We start from the raw sequence: 14,923 nt of genomic DNA on the forward strand, positions 1-14,923 counted from the left end.
AGCAGTGGTCTAATATCAAAGTGAATTTCAAACACTTGGTAATAGATAATGCAACAAGAGCATCAACCTACGTTTTTCTTTTTTGACTATGAAACGTGGGGAACAAGCCCTGCTAAAGACCGCCCGAGTCAATTTGCAGGCGTTCGCACCGATATGGACTTCAACATCATTGGTGAGCCTCTTGTTATCTTTTGTCAGCCACCTGCAGACTACTTACCAGCTCCAGAAGCCGCACTAATCACTCGTATCACTCCGCAAACGGCAGAGTCCAAAGGCATTCCAGAGCCCGAGTTTATCGCTAAGATCCATGAACAGTTGGCGACGCCAAACACCATCAGCTTAGGTTACAACAGCATTCGCTTTGATGATGAGGTAACGCGCTATACCTGCTATCGGAACTTTATTGATCCGTACGCTTGGAGCTGGCAAAACGGCAACTCGCGTTGGGACCTTCTTGATGTGATGCGTGCGTGTTACGCCCTGCGCCCTGAAGGGGTTAATTGGCCTGAAAACGAAGAAGGCTATATCAGCTTTAAGCTCGAAAACCTCTCTAAAGCGAACGATATTGAACACGAGAATGCCCACGATGCGATGGCGGATGTGATTGCCACCATAGAAATGGCGAAGAAAATCAAAGCAGCACAACCGAAGCTGTTCGATTATTTCTTAAGCATGCGCCATAAGCGTAAACTTAATGAATTAATTGATATCGTTAACATGACTCCGCTAATGCACGTTTCTGGCATGCTAGGAAAAGAGTGCAACTACACCAGCTGGATTGTTCCTGTAGCTTGGCACCCAACAAATAAGAATGCCGTAATCTGTGTCGATTTGGCCAAAGACCCTCAAGCGCTGCTCGATCTAGACTCTGAACAAATTACTAAGCGCCTTTACACCAAACACTCAGAACTTGCCCTAGACGAACTTCCAGTACCCGTGAAACTTGTGCATTTAAACAAGTGCCCTATTCTCGCACCAGCGAAAACGCTAACCGCAGAGAACGCCGAAAAAAATGGCATCGATCGTGACAAGTGTTTAGCCAACTTAGCTCTGCTTCGCAAACACCCAGAAATACGCGAGAAACTACTGGGGGTTTACACCACTGAGCGTGAGTACGAAAAGAGTAGCGATGTAGACACTATGCTCTACGATGGCTTCTTCTCGCCAGCTGACAAAGCCGCAATGGATATCATTCGTGAAACGGATCCAAACAACCTTGCAGCGTTAGACATCGCTTTCAATGATGATCGCATTGCGCCATTGCTGTTTAGATACCGTGCAAGACACTTTCCTTGGACTCTCGATGAATCAGAGCAACAACGCTGGGCAACCCACTGCCGAGAGTATTTCGAAGACCGTATCGAAGATTACATGTTGAATTTAGAAAACTTAGTTCATGAACATGAGAGTGACGAGAAAAAGATCGCTATTTTAAAATCGGTCTACCAATACGTACAAAAGCGAGTATCCTAGAAAAACGATCGAATACTATAGAATGATCTAAGTCCTGCCCTACAAGCACGCTTACCACCCCACAATAACAATCATTTCGGGGGGAAGCCTGAAGATCACAAAGCGCTTTCAGATAATCCTGAAAACGTACAGTTGGACATCACGACGTTATGGCGAAAACCTTGCTTCAATTTGTTGTGTCTATTGGGCTGATATTTCTCTGCCTGTTAGCCGGCATTAACATTCAGCACCTATTAGAGACCTCCATTCCCGGCAGCATCATTGGCATGCTGATTTTGTTTAGTCTTCTTGCCAGTGGCTTAGTCCCTTCAGATTGGGTCAAACCCGGCGCAACCATGTTCATTCGTTATATGGTGCTTTTGTTTGTTCCGATTAGCGTTGGCTTAATGGAACATTTTGACATGTTATTGGCCAACGCTTTACCTATCCTTGCAAGTGCGGTTGGTGGCACATTGATTGTGCTGGTTCTGCTTGGTCTGATGCTTGATCGTATTTTGAAAGGAGGACAAAAGTAATGTGGTTACTGGTTACTCTCATCGTCTTCTTCTCTGCTCGTTGGATCTGCAAAAAGTTCAATAGCCCCTTTATGAATCCTCTATTGGTGAGTTTGGCGGTACTGATCCCGACGTTAACGTATTTTAAAGTTCCATTTGAAACTTATTACTCTGATAATCAATGGATCAATTACCTACTGCAGCCTGCCGTCGTTGCGCTTGCCTTCCCGCTCTATGAGCAGTTGCCACAGATCCGCGCTAACTGGCGTATTATCATGCTGGCTTGCGGCGTAGGCAGTGTAATGTCGATGCTAACAGCGAGTGTTATTGCCGTTTACTTGAAAGCTGATATCTCTTTGATTGCAAGCCTATTAGGTAAGTCGGTTACCACGCCAATCGCGATGGAAGTCTCCAGTCACCTTGGCGGAGAGCCTGCTATTGCCGCGATTTTGGTTTTAATCGTTGGGCTGTTTGGCGCGATTTTGGCTTACCCTATCTATAACCTTTTAAACATCACTCACCCGATAGCTAAGGGGTTAACGATGGGAACGGTATCTCACGCTCTAGGTACCGCAACCTGCGCTGAAAAAGATGCGCAAGATGCAGCCTTTAGTTCCCTTGCTTTGGTTGTATGCGGCGTTATCACGTCTATTCTCGCCCCTTCATTCTTCGCCTTTTCGGTTTGGTTAGCAGCATGACCTTAGTCGAGCTCTACTATTGAGCTCGACTCATATCACAAAATTCTCTAATGCAATCGATAACATGTGTGAGCTCACTCTAATTGTGCAATTCAATATTCCATTACATTAATTAATGTGACCCAGATCTCTGAATGAATCCAGTTTTTACCTAGAATGTAATACCAGCCTGAATAAGTATTTGTTCAAAGCAACATGTAGTGAAAATGAGTTAATACTTATTTAGGTTGGCAATATTGGAGTTTATTTCTCGCTTAACGTTCATAAACTCATAGATATACACAAAGTTTACTAAAGGATTCACCATGAGAAGCCGCATTGAAAAGGCGCTAGCGGAAGTGCCACAAAACGTAGCAGATTTTCTATCTCCTATTCTTTTTGCTAACGATTTCGACGCAACGCTATCATCAGAGCAATTTGAACAACTATTAACGATTTCAGGTCTTGAAGATTCCGAACTTCGTGTTGCTTTGCTTCCTTTTGCTGCAGCATATTCTTACGCTCCATTGTCGAACTTCTACGTCGGTGCAATCGTTCGTGGCTTATCTGGCAAATTATACTTCGGTGCTAACGTCGAATTTGATGGTGTTCAACTAGGCCAAACCGTTCATGCGGAACAATCGGCAATCAGCCATGCATGGATGAAAGGTGAACAAGGTATCTCTGATATCACTATCAACTTTAGCCCTTGCGGCCACTGCCGTCAGTTTATGAATGAGCTCTCAACTGCTGACAAACTTGAGATCCAACTGCCTCAACGTGACAGCAAACTTCTACATGAATATTTGCCAGAGTCATTTGGTCCATCAGACCTTGGCGTGGAATCTGCGCTGATGACATCGGTAGATCACGGCAAGCAATGTGATGAGGAGAATGAAGTGGTTCAAGCAGCGATTACGGCGCTCAACCGCAGTCACGCACCTTACACTCACAATATCAGTGGTGTAGCACTTAAAATGGCCAATGGTAAAGTGTATCAAGGCGCTTATGCAGAAAACGCAGCGTTCAATCCAAGCCTACCGCCACTTCAGGTTGCACTGATTCAGCTGTTATTAGACCGCCAGAAGTTTGAAGATATTGACTCAGCCGCTCTTGCCGAAGTCGAAGAAGGCACTATTAGCCACCTAGCAACGACTCAATCAACGTTAGAAGCGCTAAACCCTGATATTCCGTTTAGCTACATCGAGCTCTAAAAACAGAAAAGGCGCTATCTCAGCGCCTTTTTTAATGTCTGGTACTATTATTCAGAATAAATATGCATTGGATTAGAGGAACAAAGGAACTCAGCCTCAATTCGTCCCTATCTATACTCTCGATAAGAACTCATCGGCGGTTAGCATCGAAACTGACTTGTCAGCTATTTCGCGTCCATCATCATCAAACAAAGAGAGGTGGTAACCTAAACAATCTTCACTTAGCCTTTCTTTAGGGGCCTGCAACCAACGAGAGATTACATCTTGCTGTTCACCATTAACCGCCTCTCCCAAAACAACTTTTTGGCTAGCGATTTGATACCACACAAGAATTTTTGATTGGCTAAACATAACAACCCCCTGCAATTAGATGGAAGAAAGAACCGTCAGTTTATCTCTTATCAAATCAAAAATACGTTTCAAAATTGAGACACTTTTGAGTTCCAATACAAATCATCGAGTTAACTTTTAGATCGTTACGCTATCAAAAAATATTTTTAGTTCCATAATATAATAACAAATGCATTCATTTGCTTATAACAGCACGCCGCTCGGAAGTGATTTGACAAAGTGACGAAATAGTATACTTCGCATATTTATGCGTCGATTATGCTTTGAGGAACAAACATCTCTTTATCTCGCGTTAAAGAACTATAGTGAGCAAACATTGGTTTCGTACTCAGGTATCGACGTAGCATATCAGCCGCAACCGTCGTGATAACCAAGGTACGATCTTCACGAGTGTATTCTCGGTTAAACGTCAGAGTTTGTCCCCATTCGCCTTCTGGAGTTGCTAGAGCAACGGAGAAAGTCTTGTCGTGGGTCCTACCTGTTACAATGGAAATATCCGTCGCACACTTCTCCTTGGTTGCCCCTACAAGTGCTAAAACAGAAGCTAGAGCATCATCAGAACCATCTAACGCGACTTGTTCACCTAAAATCCAACCGTGACCACAATACGCTGACGCTTGTTCATTGGTTTGAATCCATTGTGACAGTGCACCGTAAGTCGACTGTTCTGCTGTAGATATCGACATTTTCTTTTCTTGGATAAGGTGCCCAACGTGGCTTTGCATGGACTCATCGATGCTGACAACGCTGTCTTCGATAAGGCTAAATACGATTTGAAGCAGCTTCACTCGAGTGTCCAAGTCACCTTTAGGTCCAAAGAGTTTAACCTCAATGTAAGGCAAATAAGAGCGGTACCCTAGCATGTAGCCTTCAGGTAATTGCACTTTATCTAACTTGTCCGATAAAGCCGACTCTGACGTGCCAAAGGTATACAGCTTACTACACTCCTGCCCTACCACATTTGGATAGCTAGATTTAAGGTTCGGCAAGATTTGTTGCTCTACCATAATCTTAAATTCACTTGGCACACCTGGGGTAAAGTAGAAATCACAATTATTGAAGCTGAATTTAAAACCACAAGCAGTCCCGACCGGGTTGTCTAGCAGCACCGCCCCTTCCGGCAGCATGGCTTGTTTCTTATTACTTTCCGGCATGGTCAGCCCACGAGCAGAAAAGAACTGCTTTAAACGCTCAAGCCATTCAGGATAGAGAACAAGTTCGGTCTCAGCGGCAACTGCTACTGCTTCAGCACTTAGATCGTCCGTTGTCGGGCCTAACCCACCGTTTACAACGACGATATCGCAGTTAAAACTGAGCATCATCAACTCTTCAACCAATGACGACATTTCATCCCCAACTGTCGAACGTTTTGTAACGCTATAACCATGCTCGAAAAACTTTTGTGACAGCCACGCTGCGTTCGTGTCGACAATGTCACCGTGCAGTACTTCTTCACCTGTACTCAGCATTGCAATTTTCAACATCATTTAATCCTTAGTGGGAAACGTCACACATTTGATCAGTTTAACTGATAAATACTATGGCAATACGCCCAAAAGCGTCTAAGTTTCTAATTTAGAACAAATACAGGTTCCCATTCCTCTATCTTTGGTAGATAATTGTGACCCTGATCATTAAAAATTATCTCTGTGGAGTTTTCCGTGTTTAAAAAAAGCATTTCCGCTTTACTGCTCTCAGCGTCTGCATGTGCCAACGCCAATATTTATGATTCGAATCAGCATATTGAGTTTTCATACGCCGTTGATCAAGCGGATTTAGACACGTACGTGTATAACTCTTACCAATATCAAGCTCAAGACCCGTTTTCACTTAGCCTAACTGAAGACAATTTAAAGCTTGAAGAGCCTGGACTTCCAAAGTACCTAACAGTATCTAGCGAGAAAGACTGGGATTACCTAATGGGTCAAACCTACACTATCTTAGGCTTAAGTGTTGCTACCGTTGGCTTAATGACACTACTTCCTGAGTCCATCACAAAATGGAATGAGGAAGACCGTGATCTTAGTGGTCTAGGTTCTAAGTGGAAAGATAATGTCACCGCAGGACCAGTTTGGGACCGTGATGAACACTTCCTAAACTACATTATGCACCCATACTTCGGTGGTGTTTACTACACGGCTGCACGTCACGCTGGTTTCAACGAATTCGAGTCTTTCCTGTACTCTGCAACCATGTCTACCTTCTTCTGGGAATACGGTGTAGAAGCCTTTGCTGAAGTACCATCTTGGCAAGACATCTTCATTACGCCTTTCTTTGGTGCGGTAGTGGGTGAAATGATGTTCGAAGCGGAGCAAGAACTTGTTGCTTCTGGTGGCGAGGTGTGGGGCTCAGAAACAATGGGCGGCGTGACCCTATTCTTTCTTAACCCAGTCGGTCATATTCACGGTTGGGTGAGTGATGCATGGGGCGGTAGTGCTGAGTTCCAATACAGCAGCAACCCTTGGTTTGGCAACCAAGACGCGGCTAAGTTCGCAATGGACGCTGGCGCTAGCTACGACAACGTCTTCTATGGCGTAGAGATGAAAGTCAGCTTTTAATCGCTAGATTTCAAACTCCAATTAGAAAGCGACGTATTTACGTCGCTTTTTTGTGGCCGCTGTTAAATAAACGTAAGCTGAACAACAGATTAGGCTAGAAAGTTGACACAGCTCAAACCTAATTCCCATCCACTTCCTAAACTAAATCTAGGCACTCGTCAGTCTTTAATCGCTGTAGAGATTAGACAATCATGCCTTACTCAGCGTTAGGAGGCCCCACATGAACACTACATTCATCGTCAATTTCGTCGGTAAAGCAACCCCTGCAACCATCAAGCAATTTGCTGCAATAACGCATGAAAATGGAGGAAAATGGCTGATAAGTAAAGTGAACTTCATTGAAGATCAAGTTGCTGCTGTTATTAAAGTCGAACTCCCAACCGAACATGCGACGCTTGTTAAAGAAGCCTTTACTGCTCACCCTGATTTATTAGTACAAATAACCGATTCTGACACCTTAAACCATAATCCAGATACGATTTATCAACTGCGATTAGATTCCAATGATCGCGCAGGCATTGTGAATGAAATCACCCACGTCCTCGATGGACAGGGCATAAATATTCTTGATATGGACTGCCAACGCGTTTTTATTGCTGGTGGCGGCGGCGTGAGTTCGAGCCTCTTTACCGCAAGTATTGCGATGCGTTTGCCGACAGAAGTGCTTATTGAGGATGTCGCAAAAGAGCTAGAAGCCATGAGTGAAGATACTCGTGTAATGGTAGAGGCGTAAGAATTTTCTCAACTCACTAGGGTCTGTTACTATCGGCATAGAAAGGCGTAGCACCTATCGTTACGCCTTATCTCTCATATAGGTAACCCCATTGCTAAATAGCCATACTCTCACCTTCGCGACCGCGAACCTGTTCAACTTCATAGAGCCACCTGATGCGTATTATGACTTTGAAAACATTTACGATCGTGAACAATGGGAGGAGAAATGCCGTTGGACACAAGAAAAAGTTAATGAGCTCAATGCCGACATTATTGGGCTGCAAGAAGTGTTCAGTATCGAAGCGGCCAAAGCCCTTTTTCAAGATATTGGCTACCCTTATTTTGCCACTGTAGGCACGCCGCATGTCGAAAGTGACTATATCTACTCTCAACCCGTTGTCGCCATCACCTCCAAGTACCCAATCCTTAATTGCGAAAAGGTTGTACCGCCTAAAGAGCAAATGAAAGGATATATAACGGCTCCACCAGCATTCAGTCGCTCACCTCTTAAAGCAACCATTGACGTGCCAGATTACGGCGAAGTTTCTGTTTATGTGTGTCATTTAAAGTCTCAGAGAGTAACCGAATCGAGTGACAAGGAACTTGGCCAACCTTTGCTAGGTAAGTGGTTATCGAGCCAGCAAAGAGGATGGGAAGCCGTTATGTTGAGGCTGTTCATGGATGACCAGTACGCCAAAACACCCTCGCCAACCATTGTTCTTGGCGATATGAATCAAACGCTAGAGAGTGATATCACTAATCCGCTAATCACGAATTTAAACAACGACGAACGTGGTTTAATACTAAAAGACAGTTGGGAGCTTTATGCTCATGTTGATTCCCGCCCAGTCAGGCCTCCAACCCATTATCATTTTGCGAAAGGAAATGTACTCGATTACGTTTTAATGTCGCAAGAGTTTCAGCCTGACTCCCACTACTCTATCGCTGATGTCATTCGTTATGTCACGCTTGATCATCACTTGATCAATCCACAGTTTGAAAATGACAAACAGGCTAGCGATCATGCATTTGTTGCCGTCACCGTTACGCTTGTTGTCTAGAAACTAAAAAGGCGAGACTTTAATGCCTCGCCTTTTTAGTTTCTAGTAATGTTTACCTACTTGTAGCCACCTTCTACAATTGGTTTCTCAAGCCCCAAACGAACTTTGTTACGATGAATTGCCTCTTCGGGTAAGCTAATGAAACCAAAGTCATTGAGTGTCTCTTTAATCGAGGCATCCAAGGCCAAACCGATAAATTTCTTCTCGTCATCCGTCAGGTAATCTCGATGAGGAGGATAATCAAGATACATGTAGTAGACGCTTGAAAGCGGGTAACGACCCGATAAAATTGTTTCCTTATTGAGGTCGTAGGTTACGCCTCTATCATCAGTGACCGACAGCAATTTATATTGGTCGAAGCGATCTACATACGTCACGTACGCAACCGATGCTTTTTCACCGTCGAGCTTAGAGATCAACGCCTTTTCATCTGCGACAAACTGAGTGGACATATAAGTCCCCTCTTTACAGGTTGTCCACCGAGTAAACTTCTTGTGAAACTTCAATCCACCATCAACGGCAAAGGGCTGAAGAACGGGAGAGTCTTCACCTCCCCACTCTGCCCAGCGAACTGGAGTCAAGGTCTCTTGGCAACCGAACACACTACGAATAACATCAATCGGCAGTGCGTCGTTTGGATTGTCTACGTTAGCGAGAAACGCAACGACATCAGCTGTAAAATAAAGCTCTGTTGGTCTATAGCCTGTTTCAAGTTCAAACTGAGCGACTTCAAAATCTGTCCACTTTCTTGAGCTGATACCGACGCGAATTTCACGGTTGATCATCGCGCTTGGGATGTTGTTCAACGCTTGTATTTCAGGAGGCTCTTCTAGGTCTACCACTAGCTCTTTCAATAAAGGAACTAGATGGCTGTCTACGCCTACCAGCTCTTTTTGAGCGTCACTTTCTGCAAACACTTGAGATGAGAAAAGTACGAACCCTAATATCGGTAGAGGTTTCCAATTACTGCTCATTTGCTTCCTCCACATCTGAATTTGAGTTCAAGTTGTTTTCCGAGCTAAAAATGTTCCAAGTTGGTTTCACAGATAAAACGTTAGTCACAACGACCGCTATTGCACGGCGTTTACGAGCATGTAACTGTTCAGTCACTGCGGTGGTTTGCGTAAACTCCTGCTCTGATATCCGTTCTGGGTTGATGCCTTCACGAACTAGCATCTCTCTAATGGTGTGTGTTCTGCGTTTAGCCAAAGCTTTATTGTATTCCAAGCTCGCTTCTGGGCTGGTATCACCCACAAGGATCACATCGCTGGCTGGATAATCAGTTAACAGTTGCACCAACTTCTCTAACGGTTGTTGATGAGAAGAGACTTCCTGATCTTGGTCCATTGCGAAGAAGAAGCTCACCACGTTAGCTTTTTCATTAATTTGCCACTCGGTACACCCCACTCGATCTACATCGACATTTGCAGGGGTATTTGCGCACAGGTCACGTTGATTGATCACGCCATCACCGTCGTCATCTGAAAGGTCATCAATTTGGTGACGCGTTGTTTGAATATTGGGTTCTTGAGCACAACCTGCCACGAGTAACGTTAGAAGTGCTAAAGTCGTCATTCGATATTTCATTATTTAGCCTCCTCTTGCCACTCTTCTGGGTGCTCGACCCTCAATGCATAGGTCAAAACCCCCATCGCATTAAACAAGCGATATGCTGCAAGTGTGTGGTCATAGTTAGTGTTAACGTAGTTACGTCGCGCCAAAAAGACTTCCACTTTTGCATCAAGTACATCGAGTAGACTTCGGCGTCCCACCGCAAACTGTTGGATATAACCAAGTTCTGCAATTTTTGCCGCATCTACGTTTTGCTGAAGGAGATTTTTTTGTTTATCCAACATATCGTAAGCATTCCACGCAAGTTCAGTGCCTTCAGTTACTTCACGCTCGGTACGGATTCGAATCGCTCTTGCCTCTTCAACACGCCACGCTGATGACTCCACACGCGAGTCGGTAGAGAAACCATTAAAAATGTCATAGTCCATCGTCAGCATAATTCTCGCGTCTTCATCTGGCCCTTCAGCATTGCTGACGTTGTCATTCTTATTCGCATGCAGCTCAAGTTTGACTTCAGGGTAATAACCGCCTTTTTCACGTCTCACTTCTTTACGGGCGGCTTCAAGGTCTAGGACGGCTGCGCGAATTTCTGGGTGATTCTCTATCGCCTGAGATTTGGCCACATCGACAGAACTTGGCAATAACGCATTATCAAAAACAGGGTCGATAAGGTTGTCAGGTTTTTGCCCAACAAGACGTCGATATTGAACGGTCAAATCAAACAGATTATTTTGCGCTGAGATTAACGACGATTGTGCGGTCGCAACGCGAGCAGAGATTTGCGCAAGATCCGAGTTACTACTTAACCCTTTTTGCTTTTTGTCTAAGACGTCTTGATAGATCTCTTGATGCTCTTTAACGTTACGCTCTGAAAGCTCCAACAAAGTTTGGGCTTTAAGCAGGTCAAGGTAAATACGAACAATATCCAGCGATACATTTTCTGCACGCGAGATCAAAGTCAAACGCTGTGCCTCCGCTTCGTAGCCGAGTCGGTCAACGTTTGACGTCGTTGAAAAGCCATCAAAGATAAGTTGAGAGACCTTAAGTCCGAGCTCGGTTCGAGTTAAGCCCCTATCGTCAGAATCAATATAGTTACCACTGTTGTATCGAGTCTCTTCGTAGCCAATCGCACCGTATACATTAGCTTGCGGGAGATATAGCCCACTTGCCGCTTCTTTATCTCTAATCACGGATTGAAAGCGAGAGTACTGAGCCATAATTTCAGGACTGTAGTCCATACCAAAAGCAACCGATTCTTCAAGAGAGATTGCTTGTGAAGACGCCGAGAACAGAATTCCCATCCACATCATCGTTTTCGAACGCATTCTATTTCCTTATTCTATCGTTCTCTTAGAGCGTTTTCTTTCGCCCTTAAAATTGGTTTTAGCCAGTAACTGAGTACTGTTTTTTCTCCGGTTAAGATATCCACTGCGACTTGCATACCCGGAATAATGGTAAAGCCAGACTTCTCAGCCTCCGAAGAGAGCGCAATATGAGCACGGTAATACGCATTACCATCTTCAGTTTGCAATGCATCCGCACTGACGTAAGTCACCTGTCCTTTGAGTCCGCCATAAATCACAAAGTCATAGGCAGAAAATTTCACCGTTGCTGGTAAACCTGTCCTCACAAACGCAATATCTTTTGGAGCAATGCGCGCTTCAACAATCAGGTTACTGTCTTCCGGAATCAATTCCATAATCGGCTCACCCGGCTTGACGACACCACCAATCGTGCGAACAAAAATCTCTTTAACCCGACCATCAACAGGGGAAACTAATTGTGTCCTTTTCAACTGGTCGGCAATCGCATGGCGACTCTCACTCAGTTGAGCAAGCTTGGCCGTCACTTCATTCAGCTGCCCTTGTACCTTAGTTCTGAATTCAAGCGCGGTACTGCGTCTGTCTGTGATCGCTTCTGAGTACGCCGCTTTTTGTTTTTGTGCCACCGCTTCTGCACTGGCAATGTCACCATTGAGTTTAATCACGTCACGATTGAGCTTGAGCAACTCCACTTCAGCGACCGCACCACTTTCAACCACTGCTTTTAGCATATCTCGTTCTTTAGTAACGATGTTGAGGCTGCTCTTTAAAGTTCGAATGTTGTGAAGCGTATCGCTATATGATTGAGCTTGCTGTTCAATTCTTAACGTAGATTCTTCAAGTTCCGATTTGATCTGCCCCATCCGCTCTAAATAATTTGCTCGTGCGTTAATAAGCGCAAGGTGGCTTTGCTCATTAATATCAAACCCTTGAGGAACAAAAACGATTTGGTCTTGCCAAGGCAATGACGAGCTCAACACTTTTATCGAATTGATCTCTGCTTTCAGCCTTTGCTGTTGTGCGTAAAGGGACTCTGCTTGCTGGTTGGATTCTTGGAAACTGGCCCTAAACCGAGTGTCATCAAGAATTGCGATTGGTTGACCTCGAGTGACTCGTTCACCTTGGCGAACCAGCAACTCTTTGACTAATCCTCCTTCAAGGCTCTGGATCGTCTGCACCGATAAGCTTGGTACGACTTTTCCTTCACCAATAACCACTTCTTCAAGTTTTGCCCATGTAGCCCAACCAACGATTGCCGCAATACAAGCCGCACTTAGCCAGATCAGCCGACGAGAGCGATAGGCTAAGTGTGCGCTGTTCCAAGGTGTGCTAGTCATTTTGGCCTCCTCGTACAACAGACACCGACCTAACTCGACTGCGCCCTGCATTCCCTGTGGATTGGTTGAACACTTCTGAAGGAGAGCCATCCGCGATGATTGCGCCTTTATCGATAACTAAGATTCGGTCACATAAGGCAAGAAAAGACGGTTTATGCGACGAGACAATAAGCGTTTTATCTCTCGGAAGGCTTTGTAAGCTATTAAACAAGCGCGTTTCGGATGGCTTATCCAATGAAGCGGTTGGCTCATCTAGAATAATCAAGTTGGAGTCACGATATAGTGCCCGCGCTAATGCAACAGTTTGGCGTTGGCCACCCGATAGAAAACGCCCGCCTTCACCTACCTGAGTTTCCAAACCATTATTGAAACGGTCTAAATAACTACTCAAGCCTGATAGGTTGACTGCATCCGTCAATCGTTTTTGATCGACGCTACCACTGCCTAACGTAATGTTCTCCACGACGCTTCCGTAAATGAGTTGGGTGCTCTGTCCTACCCACCCTGTTTTGTCACGTAACAAAGCCGTCGGCCAAAGTTGGCTATCAATAGCATCATAAAAAATGCGCCCTTGAGTCGGACTTAACTGTTTAGCGAGCAACGCAAGCAATGTGGACTTCCCGGCACCGACAGCGCCGATCACCCCAATACGTTCGCCAGAATCTATACGGATACTAATATCGGTTAAGCATGGATTTGGAGTCTCTGGGTACTGATAGCTGACATTTTCTAAGCGAACAGCTCCTTTAAACTCACCCTGAGATAGCAATGAACCCTGCTCATCTTCTTGTTCAAGTTCCATGATGCCTGTTAGGCTTTCGACCGCAGTTTTAGTTTGTTGATAGCGAAGCATTAGCATCGAGAGTTGATTAATGGAGCTTGCCGCTCTACCACTCAACATAACGATCGCGATCAATCCCCCCATACTCAGCAAACCTTCTGATATTTGATAAACGCCTATTACGATAAGGCAAATAGTCACTACCTGCTGACTGGATTGAATAGAGTGAGCAATGACATTGGTGTACTGGCGTGAACGTACTTGCCAATCAGATAGCGACGACGATAGCTGCTCCCATCGCTGCTGCATGATCCCTTGAGCATTGTTCTGCTTAATCTCATCAATATTGCTTAAACCATCGTAAAGATGAGCTTGTTTTTGAGTCGATAAACGCGCAGTTTCAGAATGTGTCTGCTCGATTTTTCCTTTCATCAACAGCGACAGTACGATCAAAAAACACATGACGCCCATCGGGACAAACATCATGCTGCCGCCGAGCCAACCAATTAAAGCTAAAAACAATAACGTAAACGGTAAGTCCACCAGCGTAGTGAGCGTTACTGACGTAAAGAAGTCTCGCACACTGTCAAATTCTTGCATCTGACGACTAAACGCCCCTACCGATTGAGGACGTTGTTCGAGTTTCATCCCCAACACTTTAGAGAACAGATTGGCTGATAGTTTATTATCGATATATCGCCCGGCTGCATCCGTTACTGAGCTTCGTGCTTCTCTCAATAACCAATCAAACACCAGAACAACTGTGACGCCAATGGCCAATACCCAAAGGGTGCTAAACGCTTGGTTCGGCACTACTCGATCATACACATTCATCGTAAAGAGCGGGACGACCAAAGCGAGAAGGTTAATCAGTAAAGAGGCAACGAGAAGATCGCGATACCAAGGCTTCACCTCGCGCAGTGTTGCCCATAACCAGTGTTTTGGCTTGTGATGGGTGGGGATATCCACCCTTGAGTCGAGTTTTGCAGGCTTAGTCACTTGCCAGACTAAAGGCTCTATCTGAGAGCTAAGTTCAGCTAAAGGTAGCGTTTTTTCTTCTGTGCCAGATTGAAGAGTAACATTGCCATTGATAAGTGCACTAATGACCACTGGTTGATGAGTACCACTGTATACCGCGACAACAGGAAAGCTCGCTTGAGCCAAGTCTCGTTTGTGCAGGTTGTGCACCTTTAGAGAAAGGCGCTCTATCCCTCTTAAAAAGAGCGATTGGTCAAAACGCCCATCGACTAATGGCAAACCGCTTGCAAGATGCGTGCGGTGGCATTGCGTTTCAAAGTGGTGCCCTAGCCACTCTAGCGTACTCAGCCAGAGGTCATCCTTTTGCTCGTTTTCCATCGATTATGTTCTA

The 14,923-nt window shown here is 44.9% G+C and carries 14 protein-coding genes; 7 read left to right on the forward strand and 7 right to left on the reverse strand.

What is annotated here, in order from left to right; all coding sequences use genetic code 11:
• Window positions 1-48 precede the first annotated feature (48 nt).
• From sbcB to cdd, 4 genes are all read left to right on the forward strand, one after another.
• Entirely contained in the window at window positions 49-1,473 is a 1,425-nt protein-coding gene (gene sbcB / locus F0231_RS09935; RefSeq protein ID WP_171759574.1) for an exodeoxyribonuclease I, read from the forward strand.
• Between the two features lie 149 nt (window positions 1,474-1,622).
• Window positions 1,623-1,988 carry a CidA/LrgA family protein gene (locus tag F0231_RS09940; RefSeq protein WP_171759575.1) on the forward strand — a complete coding sequence of 122 codons (366 nt, stop codon included), beginning with the start codon at window positions 1,623-1,625 and terminating at the stop codon, window positions 1,986-1,988.
• A complete protein-coding gene (locus F0231_RS09945; protein ID WP_171759576.1) occupies window positions 1,988-2,665 on the forward strand; it encodes a CidB/LrgB family autolysis modulator in 678 nt (225 codons plus the stop codon). The genes F0231_RS09940 and F0231_RS09945 overlap by 1 nt, the downstream gene beginning before the upstream one ends.
• A gap of 305 nt (window positions 2,666-2,970) precedes the next feature.
• The gene (cdd, locus tag F0231_RS09950) at window positions 2,971-3,858 is read left to right on the forward strand and encodes a cytidine deaminase (RefSeq protein ID WP_171759577.1); all 888 of its coding nucleotides are present in this window, start codon (window positions 2,971-2,973) and stop codon (window positions 3,856-3,858) included.
• Window positions 3,859-3,969: 111 nt separating this feature from the next.
• Here cdd and F0231_RS09955 read toward each other — a convergent pair whose 3' ends face one another.
• Window positions 3,970-4,209 carry a 30S ribosomal protein S6 modification protein gene (locus tag F0231_RS09955; protein ID WP_171759578.1) on the reverse strand — a complete coding sequence of 80 codons (240 nt, stop codon included), beginning with the start codon at window positions 4,207-4,209 and terminating at the stop codon, window positions 3,970-3,972.
• 245 nt (window positions 4,210-4,454) lie between these two features.
• Window positions 4,455-5,693: a CinA family nicotinamide mononucleotide deamidase-related protein gene (locus F0231_RS09960; RefSeq protein WP_171759651.1), complete on the reverse strand. Its 1,239-nt coding sequence runs from the start codon at window positions 5,691-5,693 to the stop codon at window positions 4,455-4,457.
• Between the two features lie 177 nt (window positions 5,694-5,870).
• Here F0231_RS09960 and F0231_RS09965 point away from each other — a divergent pair, with 177 nt between their 5' ends.
• From F0231_RS09965 to F0231_RS09975, 3 genes are all read left to right on the forward strand, one after another.
• Window positions 5,871-6,767 carry a DUF3943 domain-containing protein gene (locus tag F0231_RS09965; protein ID WP_171759579.1) on the forward strand — a complete coding sequence of 299 codons (897 nt, stop codon included), beginning with the start codon at window positions 5,871-5,873 and terminating at the stop codon, window positions 6,765-6,767.
• Between the two features lie 220 nt (window positions 6,768-6,987).
• On the forward strand, window positions 6,988-7,500 hold the full coding sequence (locus F0231_RS09970; protein ID WP_171759580.1) for a glycine cleavage system protein R: 513 nt from the start codon (window positions 6,988-6,990) through the stop codon (window positions 7,498-7,500).
• Window positions 7,501-7,591: 91 nt separating this feature from the next.
• Window positions 7,592-8,542, forward strand: coding sequence for an endonuclease/exonuclease/phosphatase family protein (locus F0231_RS09975; RefSeq protein ID WP_171759581.1), 951 nt, complete (start codon window positions 7,592-7,594; stop codon window positions 8,540-8,542).
• Window positions 8,543-8,598: 56 nt separating this feature from the next.
• Here the strand turns inward: F0231_RS09975 and F0231_RS09980 are convergent, their stop codons facing one another.
• From F0231_RS09980 to F0231_RS10000, 5 genes are read right to left on the reverse strand one after another with little or no spacing between them, the layout of a single operon-like run.
• Entirely contained in the window at window positions 8,599-9,516 is a 918-nt protein-coding gene (locus F0231_RS09980) for a PstS family phosphate ABC transporter substrate-binding protein (RefSeq protein WP_171759582.1), read from the reverse strand.
• Window positions 9,506-10,129 carry an OmpA family protein gene (locus tag F0231_RS09985; protein WP_171759583.1) on the reverse strand — a complete coding sequence of 208 codons (624 nt, stop codon included), beginning with the start codon at window positions 10,127-10,129 and terminating at the stop codon, window positions 9,506-9,508. The genes F0231_RS09980 and F0231_RS09985 overlap by 11 nt, the downstream gene beginning before the upstream one ends.
• Complete coding sequence (locus tag F0231_RS09990) at window positions 10,129-11,439, reverse strand: TolC family outer membrane protein (protein WP_171759584.1); 1,311 nt, start codon at window positions 11,437-11,439, stop codon at window positions 10,129-10,131. The genes F0231_RS09985 and F0231_RS09990 overlap by 1 nt, the downstream gene beginning before the upstream one ends.
• A gap of 14 nt (window positions 11,440-11,453) precedes the next feature.
• The gene (locus F0231_RS09995) at window positions 11,454-12,773 is read right to left on the reverse strand and encodes an HlyD family type I secretion periplasmic adaptor subunit (protein ID WP_171759585.1); all 1,320 of its coding nucleotides are present in this window, start codon (window positions 12,771-12,773) and stop codon (window positions 11,454-11,456) included.
• Window positions 12,766-14,910: a type I secretion system permease/ATPase gene (locus tag F0231_RS10000; RefSeq protein ID WP_171759586.1), complete on the reverse strand. Its 2,145-nt coding sequence runs from the start codon at window positions 14,908-14,910 to the stop codon at window positions 12,766-12,768. Before F0231_RS10000 ends, F0231_RS09995 begins: the two co-directional genes overlap by 8 nt.
• Window positions 14,911-14,923: the final 13 nt, after the last annotated feature.

Origin of the sequence: Vibrio sp. RE86 (assembly GCF_013114545.1) — a bacterium.
Classification (GTDB): Bacteria; Pseudomonadota; Gammaproteobacteria; order Enterobacterales; family Vibrionaceae; genus Vibrio.

Bases quoted from the DNA above. Each gene is read 5' to 3' on its own strand.
- F0231_RS09995 (WP_171759585.1), bottom strand. From the start codon at position 12,773: ATGACTAGCACACCTTGGAACAGCGCACACTTAGCCTATCGCTCTCGT.
- F0231_RS09960 (WP_171759651.1), bottom strand. From the start codon at position 5,693: ATGTTGAAAATTGCAATGCTGAGTACAGGTGAAGAAGTACTGCACGGT.
- sbcB (WP_171759574.1), top strand. From the start codon at position 49: ATGCAACAAGAGCATCAACCTACGTTTTTCTTTTTTGACTATGAAACG.
- F0231_RS09955 (WP_171759578.1), bottom strand. From the start codon at position 4,209: ATGTTTAGCCAATCAAAAATTCTTGTGTGGTATCAAATCGCTAGCCAA.
- F0231_RS09985 (WP_171759583.1), bottom strand. From the start codon at position 10,129: ATGAAATATCGAATGACGACTTTAGCACTTCTAACGTTACTCGTGGCA.
- F0231_RS09980 (WP_171759582.1), bottom strand. From the start codon at position 9,516: ATGAGCAGTAATTGGAAACCTCTACCGATATTAGGGTTCGTACTTTTC.
- F0231_RS09970 (WP_171759580.1), top strand. From the start codon at position 6,988: ATGAACACTACATTCATCGTCAATTTCGTCGGTAAAGCAACCCCTGCA.
- F0231_RS09945 (WP_171759576.1), top strand. From the start codon at position 1,988: ATGTGGTTACTGGTTACTCTCATCGTCTTCTTCTCTGCTCGTTGGATC.
- F0231_RS09990 (WP_171759584.1), bottom strand. From the start codon at position 11,439: ATGCGTTCGAAAACGATGATGTGGATGGGAATTCTGTTCTCGGCGTCT.
- F0231_RS10000 (WP_171759586.1), bottom strand. From the start codon at position 14,910: ATGGAAAACGAGCAAAAGGATGACCTCTGGCTGAGTACGCTAGAGTGG.
- cdd (WP_171759577.1), top strand. From the start codon at position 2,971: ATGAGAAGCCGCATTGAAAAGGCGCTAGCGGAAGTGCCACAAAACGTA.
- F0231_RS09940 (WP_171759575.1), top strand. From the start codon at position 1,623: ATGGCGAAAACCTTGCTTCAATTTGTTGTGTCTATTGGGCTGATATTT.